At 40.1% G+C, this 22,765-nt stretch carries 25 protein-coding genes; 10 read left to right on the top strand and 15 right to left on the bottom strand.

Translation table 11 applies throughout. The annotated features are described in order from the left end of the window. Positions 1-2 precede the first annotated feature (2 nt). The 7 genes from FEK29_RS06035 to FEK29_RS06005 form a co-directional block, all read right to left on the bottom strand. Positions 3-1,340 carry an ABC transporter permease gene (locus FEK29_RS06035; RefSeq protein WP_138257524.1) on the bottom strand — a complete coding sequence of 446 codons (1,338 nt, stop codon included), beginning with the start codon at positions 1,338-1,340 and terminating at the stop codon, positions 3-5. Further along, positions 1,333-2,265 carry an ABC transporter ATP-binding protein gene (locus FEK29_RS06030; protein WP_138257523.1) on the bottom strand — a complete coding sequence of 311 codons (933 nt, stop codon included), beginning with the start codon at positions 2,263-2,265 and terminating at the stop codon, positions 1,333-1,335. Before FEK29_RS06030 ends, FEK29_RS06035 begins: the two co-directional genes overlap by 8 nt. 416 nt (positions 2,266-2,681) lie before the next feature. Beyond that, positions 2,682-3,800, bottom strand: coding sequence for a molecular chaperone DnaJ (dnaJ, locus tag FEK29_RS06025; protein ID WP_138257522.1), 1,119 nt, complete (start codon positions 3,798-3,800; stop codon positions 2,682-2,684). A 9-nt stretch (positions 3,801-3,809) separates the two neighbouring features. Further along, positions 3,810-4,382 (bottom strand): nucleotide exchange factor GrpE, encoded by a 573-nt coding sequence (locus FEK29_RS06020; RefSeq protein ID WP_138257521.1) that lies wholly within the window; start codon positions 4,380-4,382, stop codon positions 3,810-3,812. 139 nt (positions 4,383-4,521) lie between these two features. Next, positions 4,522-5,484: a TIGR01777 family oxidoreductase gene (locus FEK29_RS06015; protein ID WP_138257520.1), complete on the bottom strand. Its 963-nt coding sequence runs from the start codon at positions 5,482-5,484 to the stop codon at positions 4,522-4,524. Between the two features lie 103 nt (positions 5,485-5,587). Continuing rightward, positions 5,588-6,250 carry a tRNA (5-methylaminomethyl-2-thiouridine)(34)-methyltransferase MnmD gene (gene mnmD, locus FEK29_RS06010; protein ID WP_138257519.1) on the bottom strand — a complete coding sequence of 221 codons (663 nt, stop codon included), beginning with the start codon at positions 6,248-6,250 and terminating at the stop codon, positions 5,588-5,590. 2 nt (positions 6,251-6,252) lie between these two features. Further along, positions 6,253-6,735, bottom strand: coding sequence for a DUF4920 domain-containing protein (locus tag FEK29_RS06005; protein ID WP_138257518.1), 483 nt, complete (start codon positions 6,733-6,735; stop codon positions 6,253-6,255). Between the two features lie 108 nt (positions 6,736-6,843). On the opposite strand from FEK29_RS06005, the gene FEK29_RS06000 reads away from it, so the two are divergent. Then, complete coding sequence (locus tag FEK29_RS06000; protein ID WP_138257517.1) at positions 6,844-7,920, top strand: branched-chain amino acid aminotransferase; 1,077 nt, start codon at positions 6,844-6,846, stop codon at positions 7,918-7,920. A 25-nt stretch (positions 7,921-7,945) separates the two neighbouring features. Here the strand turns inward: FEK29_RS06000 and FEK29_RS05995 are convergent, their stop codons facing one another. Beyond that, a complete protein-coding gene (locus FEK29_RS05995; RefSeq protein WP_138257516.1) occupies positions 7,946-8,332 on the bottom strand; it encodes a pyrophosphohydrolase domain-containing protein in 387 nt (128 codons plus the stop codon). 575 nt (positions 8,333-8,907) lie between these two features. Here FEK29_RS05995 and FEK29_RS05985 point away from each other — a divergent pair. The 5 genes from FEK29_RS05985 (at position 8,908) to FEK29_RS05965 (ending at position 12,742) form a co-directional block, all read left to right on the top strand. Continuing rightward, positions 8,908-9,087, top strand: a complete 180-nt coding sequence (locus tag FEK29_RS05985) for a hypothetical protein (protein WP_138257514.1) — start codon at positions 8,908-8,910, stop codon at positions 9,085-9,087. Positions 9,088-9,310: 223 nt separating this feature from the next. Further along, positions 9,311-9,682: a fluoride efflux transporter CrcB gene (crcB, locus tag FEK29_RS05980; RefSeq protein ID WP_138257513.1), complete on the top strand. Its 372-nt coding sequence runs from the start codon at positions 9,311-9,313 to the stop codon at positions 9,680-9,682. A 292-nt stretch (positions 9,683-9,974) separates the two neighbouring features. Continuing rightward, entirely contained in the window at positions 9,975-10,313 is a 339-nt protein-coding gene (locus FEK29_RS05975; RefSeq protein WP_125220969.1) for a P-II family nitrogen regulator, read from the top strand. Between the two features lie 27 nt (positions 10,314-10,340). Further along, entirely contained in the window at positions 10,341-11,579 is a 1,239-nt protein-coding gene (locus FEK29_RS05970; RefSeq protein WP_138257512.1) for an ammonium transporter, read from the top strand. Between the two features lie 116 nt (positions 11,580-11,695). Continuing rightward, positions 11,696-12,742, top strand: coding sequence for an outer membrane beta-barrel protein (locus tag FEK29_RS05965; protein WP_138257511.1), 1,047 nt, complete (start codon positions 11,696-11,698; stop codon positions 12,740-12,742). A gap of 65 nt (positions 12,743-12,807) precedes the next feature. Here FEK29_RS05965 and FEK29_RS05960 read toward each other — a convergent pair whose 3' ends face one another. The 3 genes from FEK29_RS05960 to FEK29_RS05950 all read right to left on the bottom strand — a co-directional run bounded on the left by FEK29_RS05960 (position 12,808) and on the right by FEK29_RS05950 (position 15,678). Then, entirely contained in the window at positions 12,808-13,461 is a 654-nt protein-coding gene (locus tag FEK29_RS05960) for a DUF1684 domain-containing protein (protein ID WP_138257510.1), read from the bottom strand. 170 nt (positions 13,462-13,631) lie between these two features. After that, a complete protein-coding gene (locus FEK29_RS05955; protein ID WP_138257509.1) occupies positions 13,632-15,047 on the bottom strand; it encodes an alpha/beta hydrolase in 1,416 nt (471 codons plus the stop codon). Between the two features lie 172 nt (positions 15,048-15,219). After that, the gene (locus tag FEK29_RS05950; protein ID WP_138257508.1) at positions 15,220-15,678 is read right to left on the bottom strand and encodes an Lrp/AsnC family transcriptional regulator; all 459 of its coding nucleotides are present in this window, start codon (positions 15,676-15,678) and stop codon (positions 15,220-15,222) included. 121 nt (positions 15,679-15,799) lie between these two features. Here FEK29_RS05950 and FEK29_RS05945 point away from each other — a divergent pair, with 121 nt between their 5' ends. From FEK29_RS05945 to FEK29_RS05935, 3 genes are all read left to right on the top strand, one after another. Beyond that, entirely contained in the window at positions 15,800-16,189 is a 390-nt protein-coding gene (locus FEK29_RS05945) for a hypothetical protein (protein WP_138257507.1), read from the top strand. Between the two features lie 101 nt (positions 16,190-16,290). After that, positions 16,291-17,136: a formyltetrahydrofolate deformylase gene (purU, locus tag FEK29_RS05940; RefSeq protein WP_138257506.1), complete on the top strand. Its 846-nt coding sequence runs from the start codon at positions 16,291-16,293 to the stop codon at positions 17,134-17,136. A gap of 29 nt (positions 17,137-17,165) precedes the next feature. Beyond that, positions 17,166-17,870, top strand: coding sequence for a DUF4197 domain-containing protein (locus tag FEK29_RS05935; RefSeq protein ID WP_138257505.1), 705 nt, complete (start codon positions 17,166-17,168; stop codon positions 17,868-17,870). Positions 17,871-18,341: 471 nt separating this feature from the next. Here FEK29_RS05935 and FEK29_RS05930 read toward each other — a convergent pair whose 3' ends face one another. Further along, positions 18,342-19,202, bottom strand: a complete 861-nt coding sequence (locus FEK29_RS05930) for an alpha/beta fold hydrolase (RefSeq protein WP_138257504.1) — start codon at positions 19,200-19,202, stop codon at positions 18,342-18,344. 228 nt (positions 19,203-19,430) lie between these two features. Between FEK29_RS05930 and FEK29_RS05925 the strand changes: the two genes are divergently transcribed. Then, positions 19,431-19,625, top strand: coding sequence for a hypothetical protein (locus FEK29_RS05925; RefSeq protein WP_138257503.1), 195 nt, complete (start codon positions 19,431-19,433; stop codon positions 19,623-19,625). Here the strand turns inward: FEK29_RS05925 and pyrF are convergent. The 3 genes from pyrF to FEK29_RS05910 form a co-directional block, all read right to left on the bottom strand. After that, positions 19,622-20,449: an orotidine-5'-phosphate decarboxylase gene (gene pyrF, locus FEK29_RS05920; protein WP_138257502.1), complete on the bottom strand. Its 828-nt coding sequence runs from the start codon at positions 20,447-20,449 to the stop codon at positions 19,622-19,624. The genes FEK29_RS05925 and pyrF overlap by 4 nt on opposite strands. A 46-nt stretch (positions 20,450-20,495) precedes the next feature. Further along, the gene (gene prfA, locus FEK29_RS05915) at positions 20,496-21,572 is read right to left on the bottom strand and encodes a peptide chain release factor 1 (RefSeq protein WP_138257501.1); all 1,077 of its coding nucleotides are present in this window, start codon (positions 21,570-21,572) and stop codon (positions 20,496-20,498) included. Positions 21,573-21,719: 147 nt separating this feature from the next. Beyond that, positions 21,720-22,718, bottom strand: a complete 999-nt coding sequence (locus FEK29_RS05910) for an FAD:protein FMN transferase (protein WP_240042676.1) — start codon at positions 22,716-22,718, stop codon at positions 21,720-21,722. Between the last annotated feature and the right edge of the window lie 47 nt (positions 22,719-22,765).

Below are 22,765 nucleotides of genomic sequence, written 5' to 3'. Positions count from 1 at the left end.
TATCAATATTTAAGCCATTTAAGCAATTCTTTATAACTGGGCTTCTTTCCGTACATAAGGATTCCTACCCTGTATATTTTGGCGGCCAGCCAAACGATACCAATAAAGGTAAATATTAATATCAAAATGGACGATACCAACTGCCAAATGGGAACCCCTCCTTCCCCGATGCCTCCCGGCAGCCGCATTAACATGACTATGGGCGAAGTCAGCGGAAATAACGAAAAACCAACGGCAATGGGTCCATGCGGATTACTAAAAACCGAAAAGAAGCCGACATAAATAGCCAACATCAAAGGCAGGATTATTGGAAAAATAAACTGTTGGGTATCGGTTTCATTGTCCACCGCGGCTCCTATGGCCGCATAAATGGAACTATAGATCAAATAACCCAAAATAAAATAAATCAGAAAAAAGAAGACCAAAAGAACCCAGGGTATGTCCATAATCTCTTGGGCGTATAATATCATATCAGAATCTGCGGAGGCCATGATGGGATTTTGGGCAGCGCCCATTCCAGGTCCCGACCCGTGACTGGAAAGATCGGCCGGGTCAATATTAAATATGGCCATGGACACTATCAACAAAACACCCCCTGATACAATCCAAATACCAAATTGTGTTATACCCGCCAAAGAGGTCCCAATAATTTTGCCGAGCATCAACTGAAATGGTTTTACCGAAGAAATGATAACCTCAATAATCCGACTCGTCTTCTCCTCTATGACACTGCGCATAACAAAGCCACCGTAGATTATAATGAACATCATAATCAAATAACCAAAACCCCCACCAATTATAGCCTTTATCTCGTTGATCCCCTTTAGGTTGTGTTCCCCATCAAAGGTTGAGATGTTCAGTTCATACGTACTGTCCATTTCCGCATATTCACTGGCCGAAATACCAAATTCCCTTAGTCTTTCCTGTTTGAGGCGCTCCTTGAAAATACGCTCCAATCGCTCTAGGGTGGTGGTGCTAGGTGCATCCTTACTGTAAAAAAACGAACGCTGGCTCACTTTTTCCAGGTCGGATTCATTAGGCAGATACACCAATCCATAATACCCCATGTTCAAGGTGGAGTCCTTTGCCTCCTGCAAAGTGATATCCCTAAACTTTACAAAGGATGTACTTTCCGAGGTTATAAACTCATTGGCAAAAAAATCGCTTTCGTTCAGTACCGCGATTATTCTTTTTTCGTTGTCATTGAGCTTTGTAAGATATGCGATAAGTACGATCATTCCCACCATTAAAAAAGGGCTTAGGAACGTCATGATCACAAAGGACTTGTTCCTAACCTTTGCGAAGTATTCCCTTTTTATTATCAATGAAAGCTTACTCATCTATAACACCTTGTTTTGCTACGGTTCTAATGAATATCTCGTTAGCGGACGGAATCGTTTCCGTGAAACTTTTTATGGTACCCTGTGTTCCTAAAAAGTTCAACAACTCATTGGAGGTTCCGTTTACCAGTTGTACCGAAAAATCCAGTTGCCCTTGCGAGGTAGCCGAATCCAATATGGTAAAACTATTTTTCAATTGGTCCAATAATCCCGATGGAGCCGTAGTATCGACAGCCACTTTGAAAATATTCTTTTTGAACGCCTGTTTGATATCGGATAATTTACCGTCCAAAATTTTCTCGGATCTATGGATCAGCGCAATATGTTCACATAGTTCCTCAACGGATTCCATTCTATGGGTGGAAAAAATAATCGATGTCCCGTTTTCCTTCAACTGAAGGATTTCGTCCTTTATAATATTGGCGTTTATAGGGTCGAATCCGCTAAAGGGTTCATCAAAAATCAAAAGTTTGGGCTCATGGAGTACGGTTACTATAAACTGTATCTTTTGTGCCATTCCTTTGGACAGTTCCTGGATTTTCTTGTTCCACCAGTTGCCAATATCCAGCCTTTCAAACCAATATTTTAACCGCTGTTTTGCGTCGTTTTTGGACAACCCTTTTAGCTGGGCCAAATACAGCGCCTGCTCCCCTACTTTCATGCTTTTATAGAGCCCACGCTCCTCCGGGAGATATCCAATTTGGGCAATATGTTCGCTTCTTAACGGTTCCCCCTCAAATAATACCTCACCCTGGTCTGGATAGGTAATCTGATTGATAATGCGTATCAAGGTAGTCTTGCCTGCCCCATTGGGACCCAGCAGGCCATAAATACTGTTTTTGGGAATTTCTATGGAAACATTTTGCAAAGCAGTATGGTCGCCATACCTTTTGGAGACCTTATTTGCGACCAAAATATGATTCATGCAAGCAATTTGTTCAAAGATATTGAATTGTTTTCATGTGGTACCAAATGATGGATTTTTAATACTAGTATTGGGGCTGGATTGTTTGTATCCATGAAAAAATCAAATGTTCTTCCACGCCACATCATGATTTCATTGAAAGAAAATCAGTGGTTCTATTTTTTTTGGATGGCTTGCACAATGACCATTAGTCTGCTCCTCATAACGGTTCCCTAGACTATTTACTGAAATTTTTCCCTTGAAAGTATTTCTGAAAATTTTCTGCAACCAGTACTTCAAATTGTCCTAAAAACAAAACCCACCCTCAATAGAATCAAGGATGGGAAAAAAATTGCTATGAAAAAGAAAATTAATATTGGTCTCCCAATATTGTTTCAAATATACGTTTTTTATTTAAACAGCAAATATTTTGACGATTAAGAGAACATATCCTTGACTTTTTCAAAGAACGACTTGTCCGATTTTTCTGGTTTCGGTTCAAAGTTCTCATTGCCCTGCATACGTTCAAAGAACTCCCGTTGCTCTTTGTTCAATTCTTTTGGGGTCCAAACGTTCACGTGCACCAAAAGGTCCCCACTACCATAACCGTTAAGACTGGAGATACCCTTTCCACGCAATCTTAGGATTTTTCCGGACTGTATTCCAGGTTCCAATTTAATCCGTACTTTACCGCCAACGGCATCTATTTCCTTGGAAGTACCCAAAATGGCATCGGCTATACTAATGTAAAGGTCGTAATGCAGATTATCGCCTTCCCGCTTCAAGGTCTCGTGCTCCTGTGTTTCTATGGCCACTAACAAATCCCCGGGAATACCGTTTCCTGGTGCCTCATTTCCTTTCCCCGGAACCTTTAATTGCATTCCTTCTTCCACACCGGCCGGAATATTTATGGATACGGTCTCTTCCGATATTTTCAGTCCCTGTGCATCCGCATCCCCCGGTTTTCCATCCAAAATCTGTCCACTTCCACCACAGGTACTACAGGTAGCGGCCGTCTGCATCCTTCCCAATATGGTGTTTTGGATCTTTGTGACCTGTCCGCGCCCATTACAGGTGGAACATGTTTTATAGGTGACGCCTTCGGCCTGAATCTTTCTTCTGACCTTGACTTTCTTCTCTACACCATTCGCTACTTCCTCCAAGGTAAGCTTAACCCGTATGCGTAGGTTGCTGCCTTTTACCCTTCGCTGACCACCGCCTCCAAAACCGCCAAAGCCACTAAATCCGCCGCCACCAAAGGCACTGCCAAAAATATCACCGAATTGGCTGAAGATGTCGTCCATGTTCATACCGCCACCTCCAAAGCCACCGCCTTCAAAGGCCGCGTGACCAAATTGGTCGTATTTAGCCTTTTTATTGGGGTCGCTCAATACCTCATAGGCTTCGGCCGACTTCTTGAACATCTCCTCCGCTTTGCTATCCCCCGGATTTTTATCAGGATGGTATTGAAGTGCCTTCTTCCGATATGCCTTTTTAATCTCAGCAGCAGAGGCACTTTTGCTCACACCAAGTATATCATAATAATCTTCCTTCATACTATTCAATTAGTTTCCAACAACCACTTTTGGATGCCTTATTATCCTATCGCCCAACTTGAAACCCTTTTCTATGACATCGATGATTTTTCCTTTCATAGTCTCTTCAGGTGCCGGTATTTGGGTAATGGCCTCATGTATTTCTGCATCAAAAGTATCGCCCACGGCAACTTCCACTTCCTGCAGACCTTTGGATTTCAAGGTTTCCCTGAACTTTACCTTTATAAGTTCCACGCCCTTGAACATTTCCGTATCTTCAGATTTTGAAAGCTCTTTCAAGGCCCTGTCAAAGTCATCCATTACTGGCAAAAGTGAAACGATTACTTCCTGTCCTGCGGTTTTGAAGAGCTCCATACGTTCTTTTGAAGTTCTTCTCTTATAATTCTCGAATTCAGCAAAAAGCCTCAAAAACTTGTCCTTTTCCTTTCCCAGTTCCTCTTTTAGACGTTCTTCTTCGGTCATTTCCACTTCCTCTTCAGATGTTTCCTCCGCCTGCCCCTCCTCATTTTCCATTTCTTGCTCCAGCACTTGCTCTTGGGACAGTTCTTCTTCTATATGTTTGGTCTTATTTTTCTTGCTCATATTCAATTCTTGTTTAATCTCTGGATTTGAGTCGGCAAAAGTACTGCCAAATCTTTAAAAATGTCAAAATGTCACCAAACTTTATAAAAAAATCCGCCAAAAGCGGATTTGAATTTTATGTATGGTTGCAGTATGTTGTTTATGACGCATATTCCTTGTATATATCATTGGATATCTTTGAGTTGGACTCCTTTCCATTATAGATATTTTCCAATGCCGAACATACATTCTGATATTCGAAAATAAACCCTTCTTCCTCTATTTTTTTACTACTCACCCGTTGACTCGCAAAAAGAATATAACTCATCTCGCCAAGTATAGCCTTTATCACAAATTCAGGTATGTTGGGTAAAAACAAAGGCCGATTCAAAACTTGGGCAATCTCCTTTACCAATCGAGTGTTCGTAACCGGATTTGGTGATACCCCATTAAAAGTTCCTTCCAATTCATTTTCCATGGCAAAGAGAAAAATTCTTCCCAAGTCCGATAGGTGAATCCAAGATTGCCATTGTTGTCCGGTACCAAAGGCAGCACCCACATAATATTTGACCGGTTTCGCCATTTGGGGCAAGGCGCCCCCTTTAACTGACAACACCAAACCTATCCTGACCTTAGAAACCAGCAAGCCTAGATTTTTAAATTCATTGGCCTTTTCTTCCCAGGCAGCTACGACTTCCCCAAGAAAACTATCGTCTACTAGAGGCTCGCTTTCCTCATAATAATTGGAGAGTGAATTTGGATAAATACCTATGGCAGAAGCCGTTATCAACGCGGATATGCTATGATCCGGAAGTTTTTCGAGTGCCTTGTACAGCGTGGCAAGGGAATCTATCCGGCTGTTGAGAATTATTTTTTTGTAACTAGGAGTCCATCTTTTAGAAATGCTCGCACCGGCCAAATTAATGATGGCCGATACGCCGTTAAAACATCGAATATCGATTTCACCGTTGCCGGGATTCCAATAAAAACCTTTCAGGTTGGAAGCAGATTCCATTTTGTCCTTGCTTGTGGTCAAGTAGTGTACATCATAACCTTTGGCATGACATTGAGATACCAATTCCGTTCCAACCAATCCTGTCGCTCCTGTTATTAATACCTTCATATTTCAAAGATATTGTTTTCCCCAAAGGCCGATGGTCGCTTTAATTTCGATTTAACAAAGAAGGTTGGTTTTTAAGACAAATTAACTGTACGACCTCTCCTAATCACAACTTTCTCGCCCTAAGCATTTCCCTTTTTCCTGGAGGTCCTGGAAGACGCTCCACCTGAAAACCTACTTCCTGCATGGCCCGTCTAACACTGCCTTTTGCAGCATAGGTTACTAGTACACCCTTATTTTTGAGGGCTTTGAACATTTTATTGAAAATTTCCAATGTCCACAGTTCTGGTTGAACCCGAGCTCCGAAAGCATCAAAATAGATCAAATCGAATTCTGCCGAATATTGGATTTCCTTAAAATCCATTTGGGCTTTCAGCAGCGAAAAATTAGGCGTTATAGAAGTGTTCTCTTCCCAAGTACAACTGTGCAATTTTTCAAATTCCTCCCGATGTTCCATTGCCGCTAGCTCCTCTACATAATTCAATTGACCGATTTCGGTTTTCAAAACAGGATAGGCCTCCACTCCGGTATAACGCACCCTTAGTTCTCTTTTGGGCGCTTCAAGGAGCGTGATAAAAGCATTGAGTCCCGTCCCGAAGCCTATTTCCAAAATAGTAAGCCCTTGGTTTTCAAATAATTCCAGACCGTTACTTATAAAGACATGGTACGCCTCCTGTATGGCTCCATGCTTGGAATGGTACTGTTCGTTCCAGTCCTTTATTTGGATGGTCTTTGAACCATCGCCCGTTACAACAATTTCCCTTTCCAATACTAGTTTTTGATAAGTACACCACTGGCCTCAAACCCATAGGTTTTTTTGGGCGTAGTAATCTTGGAGAGTTCCTCTTCGTTGGCACCGGCATCCTTTGCATAGTGTTTTTGTTCTTCCACGCTCATTTCTTCTACAAACGCAAGTCCATCGACTACAACATTCTTTCCGGCGATATCCCTTGGCACAAAAAAACCATAATCCTTAAATCGTACCATGGCCTCGTTCCCATTGGAAAGCTCCACCTTCATCCAACAACCCTTTGCCTGGCACACTTCCTTTACCTTCCCCACAAACTTGGTAGTCAGCGTATCATTGGCACTTAACCCGTCATAAAGCGACATCATATCATTGGAGGTTCCCACGTTCGTTTCATCGACCCACGCCCCAAAAACGTTCGCCTTATCTGATTTTGATGCTTTTTCCTGAGCAAAGACGCAAAAACCCATCAATAAAAACACAAGCAAAATGTTAAAACCTTTCATAATGTTTAAAAATTAATATCCTGCTGCAAAACTGCTCATTTTTAGGCTAAAAAAGAAGTTGCCATGCGGATATTTGATTAATTTTAACCTACTAAAGCATATTTTGGAATGAGCGTAGAAACTAAAAACGTAACTATTAGTATTGAGAAGGCAAAGATCTCAAAAATAGACCAAGTCGATTTTGACAATTTAAAGTTCGGGTCCGTATACACGGATCATATGTTGGTATGTGATTACAGGAACGGGGCTTGGCAGGCACCTAAAATCATGCCCTATCAATCCATTGCATTGGACCCCTCGGCAAAGGTGTTCCACTATGGACAGGCAATTTTTGAAGGCATGAAAGCATATAAGGATGACAAGGGCGATATATTTCTTTTTAGACCCTTGGAGAACCAAAAACGGCTTAACATTTCGGCGAAACGGCTTGCCATACCAGAATTGCCCGAAGATATTTTCATGGAAGGCCTGACCACTTTGTTACAGCTGGATAGCGACTTCATTCCAACCCAGGAAGGTTCGTCCCTTTATATAAGGCCATTTATGTTCGCATCGGGTAACGGCTTTCATGCCTCTCCTGCGGATGAATATAAATTCATCATTGCCTGCGCTCCCTCGGGATCGTACTTTTCCGGAAAAGTTAAGGTATTGATAGAACAGACCTATTCACGTTCCGCCAATGGTGGCGTGGGATTTGCCAAGGCCGGAGGAAATTACGCGGGACAGTTCTACCCTACCCAATTGGCCATTGAAAAAGGGTACAATCAGGTTATTTGGACGGACGATACGGAACACGAGTTTATTGAGGAGGCCGGAGCCATGAACATTTTTGTTCGCATTAACGACACCTTGATAACGGGGCCAACGAGCGATAGAATCTTGGACGGCATCACCAGAAAAAGTATTTTGGAAATTGCTAAGGATCACAATATTCCCACCGAAGTACGGAAAATTACCGTTACCGAAGTGGTCAATGCTGCCAAGGACGGCTCCTTGAAGGAAATGTTCGGGGCGGGTACGGCCGCCGTAATTTCACCCATTGCCGCCTTTGGCTACAAAGGAACGGATTATGACCTTCCGGAACTGGAAAACAGTTATGCCACCAAATTGAAAAAATTGATTACGGACATACAGTACAATAAATCCGAAGACAAATACGGATGGCGCTACAAAGTCAACATCTAACAAAAAAGGGCTCAAAAGCCCTTTTTTATTTGTCCAGAATTGAGGCGATGTCCGGTTTAAAATAGTTGGGACCTTTTAGCACCTTACCGTCTTCCCGGTAAATAGGTTTACCGTCCTCCCCCAGCTTGCTCATGTTACTGCGCTGGATTTCGTTAAAGACCTCCTCAATCTTGTACTGCATTCCATGTTCCAAAATGGTTCCGCAAAGAATATACAGCATGTCCCCAAGGGCATCGGCCACCTCGACAAGGTCATTGTTTGTGGCGGCTTCCAAATATTCCTTATTCTCCTCGTCCATTAAGTTGAAACGGAGTTGGTTTTTTGTTTGGCCCAAATCGGCACGCATTTCTTGAGAGACACCCAGTCCAAAAGACTCATGGAACAATTGTACGGCGTTAATCTTACTTTTCATGTGTTTATTTTAATTGTTTTTCAACCATCAAACTTCGGCTTTTATCAGTACTGGCATGCAACATCCTTGTAATAATTCCGATGTGTTCCCGAAAACGGTCACGGATGTTTCATCGATCGATATTTTATTTTAGGAGAATCTGCCCAAATTTATCAAATTCAAAGGTTTTCCGTTTATTGGGTTTATCACCCGAAAACATTTTCACCAAGTTTAATGGCCACTGATCAGAGTTCTTGAGTTTTACTTTAGTTTTGCCTAAAAATAGAAATTATGTTTAGCACGGGACAAATTGTATTTGCAACTCTTTTTGCAGTTACATTCTTTATAATTATCATACTGATGTACAAGAAGGACCTAAAACTGCATCAAAAAAATTACAAAGGTGTAAAATGGGTGGGAATATTCTTTATAATATTCATAATTATACTTTTCTGTATTAAGTATTTACTTAAGAATTAACGTAAATTTTACGTACACCACAAAAATTAACGTTTTGACAACAAAAGCCCTGATTTTCACGTTTTATATACCAAATAACGTAATTTTGCGTTATTCATCTATAAGGGGCAAACATTATGATGACATTCTTTACAATTTTGGTGGTACTTATAGGACTCAATGTGGCCATGGTCATAGCCAGCTTGCAAAATGCAAGTAAAAAGTCGAAAAGACCTACAAAAATGGTTTCAGAAGACAACCAATCCGTAATCTATCCAATTGACCTAATTACTTCCAACTACAAAAAAGCGGTTTAGTTTTATTTTTTGTAGGTATGAACAATGAAACATCCACATTTTGACTCCAATCAAGATTTTCATTGTCGAATCACCCTTTCTTTAACAAAGTCAGGCAATACTGATAGGTCATTTGAACCAAACCGTATTACTTTGATTTTCATGTAGGGATTCGTCTTGGCAATTCAAGCACATCAGGCAAGAAAATGCTTTATTTTCCAACTTTTGCATTATTTTTAACTGCATGAAACAGTTTTTACTGATATTTCTAGGCGGTGGTTTTGGTAGCTTTCTTCGCTATATAATTTCCAAATCCTTAAATGTATATTATCCCAATTTTTACTTAGGGACCTTTTTAGTGAATATTCTCGGTTGCTTTATAATAGGTATACTGATTGGCATATCCGTAAAGAACAATTTCCTTTCCGAAAGTCATATGTTATTATTGGCGACCGGCTTTTGTGGTGGCTTTACAACATTTTCCACCTTTGCCCTCGAAAGCCATATACTGTTAAAGGAACATTCCATTTTTTATATGTCGGCCTATCTAGCCTTGAGCATACTAATAGGTATACTAGCCGTAGCGGCAGGCCTTTATGTCTGCAAACTGTTATAATTGTAACGGTATCCCCAATTATTCTAAAATCTCAACATTTTTTTGACATTTTAATTGTTTTTCAAACAATTCAAGTTAAAAAGAGCTGATTTTCTGCATTATTTTCAATTTACACCTATCCACAGCAAATTTTGACGGGCAAATTGACAAAATAACACCTCGCAAATATATATACCTATAATTTTTAGGGGGGTTATTTATTATAAACATAAAAATAGGACCATTACCCCTTCAAATTATAGGGTGTTAATATTTTTAACATACATTTGGTCCATCTAAAACAATCAGTACAATGAAAAAAATCGAGGCAATTATCAGAAAATCCAAGTTTGATGAAGTCAAAGAGGCTTTACATCAAATTGAGGTCAATTTCTTTAGTTACTGGGATGTAACGGGAGTTGGTAATGAAAAACAAGGGCATGTATATCGTGGTATTTCCTATAGCACCACAGATATACAAAGGAGATATCTAACCATTGTAGTATCCGATGAATTTGCACAAAAAACAGTGAACACTATTTTGGAAACAGCTTACTCAGGCAATGTTGGGGATGGTAAAATCTTTGTCTCCGATGTCATCGAAGCCTACAGAATCAGGACAAAGGAAAGCGGTCAAGCGGGTATCAACTAAAAAAACAACTAACTAAAACTTAAAAAAATGGACGCAGGATTATTTACAGCGAATAACGTATGGATGATGTTGGCCACCGCATTGGTGTTCTTCATGCATACAGGTTTTGCCTTTTTGGAAATAGGTCTAACCAGACAAAAAAACACAATCAATATTTTATTCAAAAACATATTTATCATCACCGGAGGGTTGCTCTTGTATTATGCCTTTGGTTTTAATTTAATGTATCCCGGTTTTGAGGATGGGGATGCAGGATTCCTAAAATTCGCAGGATTTGGAATTGCCGCCCCGGAAGGTGGTATGACCCCTGATTATGCGGATGGTGGTTACACTTGGTGGACGGATTTTCTTTTTCAAGGCATGTTTGCTGCCACAGCTGCTACAATCGTATCCGGAGCCGTTGCCGAACGTATCAAAATTGGTTCCTTCATGATTTTTACGATTGTTTATGTAGGTTTGGTTTACCCCATCGTAGGTGCTTGGAAATGGGGTGGCGGATTCTTGGATTCCTGGGGATTCTATGACTTTGCAGGATCTACTTTGGTCCATTCCGTAGGTGGATGGGCAGCCTTGGTAGCGGTTACCCTATTGGGTGCACGAATAGGAAAATTTGGCAAGGATGGCAAACCGAACGCAATTCCAGGTCACAACATACCAATGGCAACAGCGGGTGTATTGATCCTTTGGTTAGGATGGTTTGGTTTCAACGGTGGATCCGTACTTTCAGCAGACCCTGAATTGACTTCCTTGGTTTTGGTAACCACAAGTTTGGCTGCCGCTGCCGGTGGTTTTGGCGCCATGATTACTTCAACCATCCTCTACAAAAACTTGGACCTTACCATGTTCCTTAATGGTATTCTAGGCGGTTTGGTAGGCATTACGGCCGGTGCCGATTTAATGTCGCCCAATGAGGCCGTAATCATTGGGGTACTTGCCGGAATCCTAATAGTTTTTGGTGTTGCCTTGATCGACAAATTAAAATTGGACGACCCCGTTGGTGCTATTGCAGTACACTTGATCTGTGGTATTTGGGGAACCTTGGCCGTGGGTATTTTTGGAAGCAAGGCAGGAATCGATCAGTTATTGACACAATTATATGGCGTATTGATCATAGGAGCCTTCTGTGTAGTATCTGCAGGTATCATTCTTGGAGTGCTTAAAACTACACTTGGCCTTAGGGTTTCAAGGGATGAGGAATTGGAAGGTCTGGATATCCATGAGCATGGAATGGATGCTTATGCCGACTTTAGAATGAACCAGCACTAATAATTCTGAACAAAAAACGGAGCGTTCTGCCAAACGCTCCGTTACATAACCTTTTCACATTTATTTACAAGTAATCACTTAAAAAATAATCCCAGAGGGATTGAAAATTTAAACATATGAAACAGATTATAAATACAAAATTCGTAAAAAATATCTTTTTGTCAACATTAGCGCTGTTTTCAGCAGTTACCTTAACGGCACAGGAAGAGGAAAGTGGTTCAAAATTCACTTTGAGCGGTTCTATTGATGCATATTACAGAACTACTTTTAAAGATGGTGGTGATGCAACAACTGCTACACCAACATCTTTTGCGAACCAAACTGGATTTGCTTTGGGTATGGCCAATTTAATTGGGACCTATGACATGGGAAAAACGGGTGTCGTCGTGGACTTTGTATTTGGACCTAGAGGTACAGAGGCCACTTTCAATAATGATGTCTTAAATGGAATCATAAACCAAGCTTATGCTTATTGGAATGTTTCTGATAAAACTACCTTAACCATTGGTCGTTTCAATACTTGGGTAGGGTATGAAGTTATTGCTCCTGCGGCAAACTTCAATTATAGTGTGTCATACTTGTTCTCAAACGGTCCCTTTTCACACCTTGGTGCTAAGGCTGATTTCGCCTTTTCGGATGATGTAAGTTTAATGCTTGCCATTACCAATCCTTGGGATACCAATGATATAAGTGCTTCAGGTGTTTATGCCGTAGGAGGTCAATTAGGTCTTTATGGTCAGTATATAAATCTTTATTATGATGGTGGTAGTGATGTAGCTGGAGGTCTAGGTTTTGAAATTGACTATACCGGAGGTTTTGATCTTTCCGATAACTTTTTCTTTGGAATCAATGCTGCATATAATGACAATTCACAAACAAATAGCGGGTTCTATGGAGCCGCAATTTATCCACAAGTTACTACCTCGGATAGTTTTGCCATAGGCTTACGAGGTGAATATTTTGCCTATACTCAAGAAGGTTTCGATGATGTTCCTGTTACAGCCCTTACCTTAACCGGAAGTTATAGCAAAGAAAATTTAATAATTAAACCAGAAATTCGTTTGGATAGTTTTGGCAAGGATAACGAACCTTTCTTCGAGAGCAATGGAGGTACAACTAACAGCTTATCTTCTTTCGCGCTCGCAGCCATCTATTCATTCTAAGCCAAAAATATTAAGGACTAATTGATTTTTGTTTAAGTTGAGAAACCCGGTGAATACACCGGGTTTTAATTTTTATCAAAATCTTTAACACCCGACAATATTCTTGTATCCAAATGATTTACCGCAGGAACCAAAGGACAGGAATATTTTTTGTTGTAAACACAATAGGGATTATAGGCTTTATTAAAGTCGATCGTTATCCTATTTCCGTTTGGAATCCTCAAATCCATGTAACGCCCCCCACCATACGTCTCCTCCCCATTGGTTAGATCCGTAAAGGGTAGAAAAAGGTAATCCTCGTATCCTTTCTCCTTTATAAGATCAGCGTTCTGATATACCTCCAATTCAAATGTCTTCCCATGAAGTTCGAATCGGATCTTTGCATAGACCACTTCTTCAGACTGCCTATCGGTAGTGGTGGGCATCATAAAAGGTACTGCATCCGGGGTCCTGATAAAATCGGCCTCGATTACATAATTGGTATCCGGTGCGAAAAAATCAAGTCCATTGAAATCTTTTCGGAACCTATCAGGTAACGGCGACTCCTCAGGATCTCTGAATTCTTCATTCAACTTTTGTTGGTGGGCCAAGATATCGGCAATCTTATCCGTAGGCGCCTTAGCGACCAAATTTGGCTTCTCATCGTGATATTTCTTTGCTTCCTTGCATCCTACCACAACAAAAATGGCCAAAAGAATAAAAACTGTGAATCGATACATCGTTCTATTTTTATACAAAAATACCACATGATTTTTAACGTACTATACCATGCATGGATTTAAGGGGTAAGAACTACAGGACAACTTCAATGTTTAAAAGCCGAAGCGGAAATCCTATAGAATGAAAACTAAACGGTTCGGCATAATACCCATCTTCATCCCAATATTTCTTAGTTTTTTTCAACAGGTCCGTACCGGGCATCCTTTAAATATTTGGCAACAACGGCATTGAACTCCGGTGAAATTCTAAAGAGGGCCGTGTTCTCAAGACCATAAAGCTCCTCCTTATTATTATATCCGGTTTTCAACAATTCCTCCAAATAGAAAATGCCCGTACCGTAGTCCTCAACGAGTGCACTATAGGAAATGACCTTTAGGTAATTTTCAGGATTCCTTGGTTCTGTAATGGTTTTTAGCTGGTAGAGAAAGTTCAGTGCCTCCAAATCAACTTGTTTATCGGTGGCTATGATGTTGATGCTATCCGAAATCAATGCATTTAAAAAGCCGCGAAGCCTACTTGCCATACGTCTCTCAAATTCGTTACCGCTTTTATCCATTTTGTCCAACTCCGACATTTGAAAGTTCCACCAACCTAAATTATTATAATTGTAGGTCAAAACATCCTCCTCCAAATAATAACCATAATCTTCCTTGGTGAGTGTTTCCTTTAAAAAGAAATTCCCTTGGTTACGCTTTTTGCTTCTATAGGTTTTACTCCTTCTAAGTACCTTTTTGGATGTTTTTAGAGAGTCCAAATCCCCAAAAGGATAATAGACCTGTATGGCGTTATCCAATACATTTTCCGCCAAAAGGGGCTTATCATTTGAAAGAAGTTCATTCGCTCTAATTAAGGAACTTTCAAAATAATCGTTGATCAAACTATCGTTTCTGGGTATAGTCCCTTTTGCCATTTCTGATAAGGTAAACGACCTAAGTGCAAAGGCACTTTCATCAATAGGAGCCCATTGGTGTTCTCCTTCAAAAAATAGCAATAAATTGGGAAATTTAAGGTTGTCCAATATCACTTTACTTTCCAATAGTTCCCTATAATTATAGTCAGATCTGCCAGCAATACCAATAAAGTAAAAAGTATTTTTGCGAGTAAGAACCTCCGTATTCGCAATTGCGGCCCCACATGAAAGAACGCCCTTTATATCTTTAATAAACGTTGGCATCAATGTGGCAAACCTACCTCCATCCCCTATACCTCCTACATATATTCGCTCTTTATGGACCGGAAGCATTTCATATATGGTGTTGATCATTCGGTTCGCGATTAACACATTTTGGGAGAGACTCAGGGAATCCTTTAAATTGTTGGAACCCGCAAGAATGTAACCTTCCCTTTCAGCTGCATTCGTAAACATGGCCATTGTATTCCTACTTTCACCTTTCATATCAAAAAGAAAGAGAACGGGCCATGCACGTGTCATGCTAAAATTTGTAGGCAGGTACAGGGAAAAGTATTCGTTGGGTTCTCCCTTAATCGTTAAACTATCGTTGATGGTTCCTTTGGCGATTTTAACTTCCTGCGAAAAAATGGTCAATGGTAGTACCAATAAAATTAGAGGTAGTATTTTTTTCATCTGTTTATTTCTATTGTTGTTTATAGGTCAGATGCAATTCACCAAAAACTATCTTAGTGGGTATCAAGACTTGCTATGGCTCATTTCATATTTAAATCTACAACAAAAATCTAGCCAAAAATTAATGTTTAAAATGTGCTTCTAATGTTTTTTAACTTGATATACGATCTACTTATTCCAATTTCCTGACAGGATTCATAGGAGCATTCGATATTACTTGGGAAAGAACAATATTCGTTCGTGTTTCACCATATTGTATCAATTTATCGATAAATTTTTCCAAATGAAACTGGTCCTTTAGAACAACCTCCATGACAATATTTTCATTTCCCGTAATTCTATAACAGTTGACTACTTCGTCAAAGGAGTCCACAATTGCCAAAAAAGGCTTTAGTTTGCCCATAAAGGCCCTTAACGTAATAATAGCTTTCAATTGATGACCCGTATGGGAATGGGAAACCTTGGCATGATACCCTGTGATAATCCCCAAATCTTCCATTTTTTTGATGCGCTCCCCAACCGCGGGTGCCGTTAAACCTATAGATCTGCCAATATTCGCAAAGGATTCCCTAGCATTTGCCTGTAGCTTTTCCAGAATTTTCCAATTAAGTTTATCAATCTTTATGTCCATAAACTTTTTAATAAATATAATTTCGAATATAAAGTAATATAAAAAATTTGCTTTCAATACAAAAGAGGCAAAAGATATACCTGTAGTAATTTTATAATAGTTTAAGTTTAATGTACTTGAAATGTCCCACAAAAATCTTAAAAACATTCCGGTTTACAGAAAGGCCTTGGAGCTCTGCAGAATGAGCAGGGAAATTGCCTCCTACGTATCCTTCAACAAAGACCTTTTGAGGCTGTATGAAAGCAACAGCCTTAGGGATATTATTGCAAATTCCATTCTCACGGATGCCATTTTAATCCCTCAAAAAATTGCCTTGGTGGAATCTTCACGATCAACCTCTGAACGCTTGCAAAATCTTTCCTTTATTAACATTATGATCAGAAACATCAATTCCTATTGTTTGGGATTGGAAATGGATGGGGTCAAGGAAACGGAATATATCAACCTTCTTCGCTCCGAACTTAAGAGCTTTCGAAAATATTACAGGAAGTGGAAGGTATCCCATAGATAGGGAAAATCACATAATCGATCTACATACCGTATAAACGAAACTTGCTTTTGGTAGTTTTGCTTTAGGTGAATGGCGTATTTTTGATTTTTAAATCTTTTGTTTTGAAAATCATTATTTTAATCAACTGCCCAGACCAAAAGGGAATCATTAGCTCGGTTACCGGATTTATTCATGCCCACAAGGGGAATATCGTTTATTTAGATCAACATGTGGATAAAACGGCAAATGTCTTTTTCATGCGATTGGAGAGTGATTTTGAGACGGTGGATTTGGCCGTACTCCAAAAAAACTTCGACAGCCAGTTAGCCCATAAGTATAAAATGCAATGGAGTCTACATACCGATAGCAAAAAGCCCAAAATGGCTCTTTTTGTATCCAAGTACAACCACTGTCTCTATGACCTTTTGAGTCGGTTTCACTCCGGGGAACTTCCGGTGGAAATCCCTTTTATCCTAAGCAATCATCCCGATCTAAAATATGTAGCGGACCAATTCGATTTACCTTACTATCATGTGCCCTTTAGCAAAGAAAACCGGGATGCATCGGAAAATAGACAAGTTGAACTGCTCAATGAATATCGGGTTGACTTTATCGTATTGGCCAGGTATATGCAAATTGTCAGCCCGAAATTGATCAATTTGTATCCGGATAAAATCATAAATATCCATCACTCCTTTTTACCGGCTTTTGCCGGTGCGAAGCCATACCATGCGGCCTTTGAAAGGGGTGTGAAAATAATTGGGGCAACCAGCCATTACGTGACCGAAGAACTTGATGCGGGTCCCATTATAGAGCAGGACGTTGCCCCGGTTTCGCATATGCATTCCATATCGGACTTTATTAGCAAAGGTCGGGATTTGGAAAAAATTGTACTGTCCAGGGCCGTTAAACTGCATGTGCTCAGAAAAACGATGGTGTACAACAATAAAACCGTAATTTTCTCGTAAACCTTTTTAATCACCAATATATACTCAATATGACTAAGAAAATTGGGATAATTGCCCTCCTATTCATCACGGTTTCCTGCAATGAATTGCAACAAGTGGTAAATCAATTGCCTTCCGGCACCACACTGGGGAACGCTGAGATTGCGAATGGTCTTAAAGCCGCACTTGAAAAAGGAATTTCGGAACAAGTAAGTAAGCTAACCAAAACGGACGGATTTTTTAAAAATGAACTGGTTAAGATTTTATTGCCGGAAGAGCTTCGCAAAGTAGACAAAACACTACGGGATATTGGCCTGGGAAACTTGGCCGATGAAGGACTCAGGGTATTGAACCGGGCGGCCGAAGACGCTGTTTCCGAAGCCACTCCCATTTTCGTAGATGCCGTAAAAGGCATGACTTTTAATGATGCCAAAACCATCTTGTTGGGCGATGACAATGCCGCCACAATGTACTTAACGCAGCGGACCAGAACAGCACTGTATGATAAGTTCAACCCGGTCATCCAATCTTCTTTTCAAAAAGTAGGCGCGGACCAGATTTGGAGCAATCTAATAAACAGGTACAACGCTATTCCCTTGACAAATGATGTAAATCCCGATTTGACGGATTATGTCACCCAAGAAGCGCTGGATGGGGTTTTTACCATGATTGCTTTGGAAGAGAAGGAAATAAGAACCAATGTGGCTTCAAGAACTACCGATTTACTCCGCAAGGTATTCGCCTTGCAGGATTAATTTTTTTACAGCGGAAACAATAAATCAAATTATTCTACGTTAAATTTTTATAAATCAGTTTATTATAGGTGTTTTCACCACTAAAGATAATTCTTATTTTTTCAAATTTTTGAGTTAGTATTTTTTGAGTTAGTTAGTTAAAAACCGGTGGGAGCACCGGTTTTTTTTATTTAAAACGGTTTAATTTTTTTGGATTGAAGCGAACCTGCCTACCTGTGGCACGCAGGCAAGTATGGAAAGCATTTTGCCCAGATAAAGACTTTTTTGAGCTTCATATTAGGGCTACCAAGTGAGAAAAGGATAGGGCCGCTCGAACGGGAAGCCCTGTGGGCTTTCGAAAGAGAGTGTCCAGAGCCTGCGGAGGAAGTGCAATTCTGGAATTTTTTAGCCAATTTGAAAAGTATAAACCACTCCATTTAGTACAATGACCAAGAAATCAAAACCTATAATGATTTTATGGACTTAATACCTTTATAATAAATTCGATTGTTTTTCAACGGTTTCCTTTGTTGTAGGGTTTAAGCTAATTCTGCCTCCTACACCTAGCTTCCCGTTTTTAGTGGCCTGCTCCAACCCGGTCAAATACCCAATGACCATCCTATTAAAAAGCATCGCCTGTTCCATATTGACAATATGCCCACAGTCCTGAATGATAAAGAGCAAAGCATCGGATTTGTTGGATGCTATTCTTTTTACCGAAGGAAGGAAAACCTTATCCTCTTCGCCCATAATAAATAAGGTGGGTATTTCCGTTTTATCGGAATATAGATAATTCAACACTGGGTTTAGCTTCCGCGTAAATTCTGACCATTTCAAAAACTCTTCTTCCTTCCATGTCGTGGACTGTTGTTTTATAAATAATCTAGTTTCCCTGTGGTTCTTGTTTGGCAAAAGATAATAAGAGAAAATCCCAAATTGGGCCGTTGAAGAAAATACGGACTTGAACGCACTCCTTACCTTGAATAAAAAACGAAGCCGCCTATTTATCTTGGTAATGGCCCCCGCCAATATCATGGAATCCACACTTTTAGGATATTTCCAAGAAAAATAGTTGACAAATACAGTACCCAGGGAAAGGCCAATGAAATGGGATTTGGCAATATTGTTATCCTCCAATACACGAAGAATGCCATTGGATATGGCATCTAAATCCAATTCATCCAAGGAATGGGAAAGGCCATTCTTTTCCTTTAATTCGATTATTAATACGTTATAATGAAGTTTAAATTCGGGAAGTTGTTTGTCCCATACCTGGAAGATCCCTCCTGCCCCATCTATGAAGGTTACCCAAGGCAATGAGCTGGCGTTCCTGTATGATTTGTAATGTAACAATTGGTTCGTTTTATCCCGTTTTGGGAAAAGCCACACAATGTAATTATTCTTTCGTAATTGAAACCTTCCAATCTTACAATTAACGCTAAAACTCTAGGATTTTTTGAATTTTTAACATGGTCAATGTTAAAAAAAAGACAAATTACCCAATTATTAGTTGTTTCACATAGTGAGGTAACATCCAAATGACGATTGTGCGCGTATATTTGAAAGAACAAAATTACTACTATGGAAAAGCAATATTGTAAAGTGGGAACTGTAACCCCGATCGCGGCAAAACCAAACGTTATTACATTGCTGGAATATCAATACCAAAACTTCATTGAGAAAGCCTCTAAAATGAGATATTCCAATACCAAGTTGAGCGAGTTTTTTGAATTGAGGGCCGAAAAAATCCAAAAGTCCCTAGAGAATTTGATTTAAAGCAAGTTTCTGGACTCCAATTCTTTTTGCATTTGAACTTGTAAGTCACTTGCCTTATTTGCGGCGGCTTTGGCAAAATCGGTTCCTGTGGAAGCATATATGATTCCCCTGGAGGAGTTGACCAATAATCCAATGTCTGGAGTGATTCCATGTTCACAGACCACCTCAAGACTTCCCCCCTGGGCACCTACCCCTGGGACCAACAAAAAGTTATTGGGGATTATTTCACGGATTTCCGTCAAATATTCCGACTTGGTCGCCCCAACCACATACATCAAATTATGGGCTCCTTTGTAGGTCTTGGAAGTTCTTAGCACTTCCTTGTAAAGCTCAATGCCATTTATTTTTTTTGTTTGAAAATCGAAGGCCCCAACATTGGAGGTCAATGCCAGTAATATAGTGTGCTTATTTTCAAAACTTAAAAAAGGCTCCACGGAATCTTTGCCCATGTACGGGGCAATCGTAATGGAGTCGAAATTTAAATCCTCAAAAAAAGCATTTGCATATCTTGCCGAAGTATTTCCAATGTCCCCTCGTTTTGCATCTGCTATGGTAAACTGCTCCGGATACCGCTCGTTCAAATAATCAATGGTTCGCTGCAAGGACTTCCATCCTTTTATACCATAAGCTTCATAAAATGCAATATTAGGCTTGTAGGCCACGCATAGATGATTCGTAGCATCAATAATGGCCTTGTTGAATTCAAAAATGGGGTCTTCTTCCTGCAATAAATGGGGCGGGATTTTCTCTAGGTCCGTATCAAGTCCAATACACAGAAAGGACTTTTTCATACGGATTTGTTGTACCAAATCTTGGGTGGTCATAAAATCAAACTACTTTTCAATAAATAGGGCCAAAATACCCCGATATTTAAAAAATCTCCGATGCCACTTTCAGTTTCTCGGTATTTTCAACAAGGCTCAATTCATCAATTATCCGCTGGATATCCCCATCTATGATATTGGATAAATCATATAAGGTAAGACCGATCCTATGGTCTGTAACCCTCCCTTGTGGATAATTATAGGTCCGTATCTTAGCTGACCGGTCTCCACTACTTACCTGGGAATTTCTTTTAGCGGCATCCTCTTCCTGTTTTTTGGCCAATTCCAGATCGTATAATCTAGAACGCAAAACCCTAAAAGCTTTGTCCTTATTCTTGTGTTGCGATTTTTGATCTTGACATTGCGCCACCAGTCCCGTTGGAATATGCGTCAGCCGTACTGCGGAATAGGTGGTATTTACGGACTGTCCTCCAGGTCCCGAAGAACAGAAATAATCTATTCGTACGTCCTTAGGGTCTATTTGCACATCAAAATCCTCAGCCTCCGGCAAAACCATTACGGTTGCGGCACTGGTATGTACCCTACCTTGGGTTTCTGTTTGCGGCACCCTTTGCACCCGGTGGACGCCTGCTTCAAACTTTAAGGTTCCGTAGACATCCTCACCGGTTACCTCAAATTGGATTTCCTTATAGCCTCCGCTGGTCCCTTCGCTCAAATCGATGACATTCGTTTTCCAACCCTTATTTTCGCAATATTTTGTATACATTCTAAAGAGGTCACCGGCAAAAATACTGGCTTCGTCGCCACCTGTTCCCGCCCTAATTTCCATCACAACATCTTTGGCATCCTCAGGATCTTTGGGTATCAACATGAGCTTAATTTCGTCCTCAAGTGCAGGAAGACTGCTTTTGGCCTCTTCCAATTGCATCTTTGCCATTTCCAGCATTTCTTCATCGGAACCATCGGCGATGATTTCCTCCGCTTCGGAAATATTATTGGTAAATTCCATATACAGATCTCTTTTGGCCATTAGCTGCTTAAGATCTTTGTATTCTTTTGTAAGTTTTACGTACCGGTCTTGATCTGCAATTATATCGGGCTGAATAATCAAGTCCGAAACCTCGTCAAAACGCTGTTTTACAATATTTAATTTGTCTATCATTATCAACTACACTTGTACTGCGAAATTACAATAATTTTATGTACCGCATTGAGGAATTACACATCGGCCCAAGTATTATAATCTGACCATTGCATAGTTTTAAATAAGAAAAAAGTGTCTGAAAATGCGTTTTTCGAAAACTGTAATTCACGGAATTTGATTGAGAATCAATCCAGTACTTTTATGCATTTTGTTTTCTGAGTCTACAATGATTACCTCTGTATCCCCTAATTGGTTTACTAAGGCTAGTCCAGCATTGGTGCCCATAACCATAATGGCTGTGGCCAGGGCATCGCAAAGTTCAGCATTTTTGGAAAAAATTGAAACACTTTGTATTTGGTCACTAATAGGGTAACCGGTTCTTGGATCTAGGATATCCTTATATTTTTCATTATTTATTAGTACGTATCTCTCCTTGTTTCCGGAGGTAGCCACGGAAGATTCCACAATGGGCAGCCACGAAAATACCTTGGTCCTATTATTGGGATTTGCAACCCCTAACATCCATTTTTCCCCACTGGCCTTAGTGCCCCATGTTGTAAGATCTCCAGAGGCATTTATCATCCCTGCGATAACCTTTTTTGATACTAGCAAGTCCTTTGCCCTGTCAACGGCATATCCCTTTCCAATGGCCCCAAACGAAATCTTCATGCCTGGCTTTGTAAGGAACACTGTTAAATTATTTTCATCAAGACTAATGTCCCTATAATTGACCCTCGAAAGCCCTTTACTTATTTCTATATGCGTTGGCTTAGCCGACATTGGCCCTTGAAAATCCCAAAGATTGTCCAAAGCGGCAAAGGAAATGTCAAAAGCACCATCTGTTATATCGGAGATTTGTTTGCAACGTTCTATCAGCTTAAAGAGCTCTAAGCTCACTTTTACTGGTTTGATACCTGCATTTTTATTGATTGCATGTGTTTCCGAGTTCTCGTCCCACGAAGAGATGAGCTTCTCTATACGTGCTATTTCACCAATTGCCTCCTGTATATTTATATAACCTAAATCCTCATTCGTGGAAACTACCGTAATCTCGAAAGGGCCTCCCATTAAAGTCACGGTCTGTTTCACCGTAATAAATTTCTTTTCCTGGCCATACAAGGAGCAAAAAACGAAAAAGGATAGAATGATTACTTGGAACCTCATTTTTTCGCGTGTTTAGTTCGACTAAATTGCGCGGTGATTTTCCAAAA

This window comes from Maribacter aurantiacus, from assembly GCF_005780245.1.
Taxonomy (GTDB): Bacteria; Bacteroidota; Bacteroidia; order Flavobacteriales; family Flavobacteriaceae; genus Maribacter; species Maribacter flavus.
Note: the sequence above shows the minus strand (reverse complement) of the source record. Positions and strands in the feature narration are given on the sequence as shown.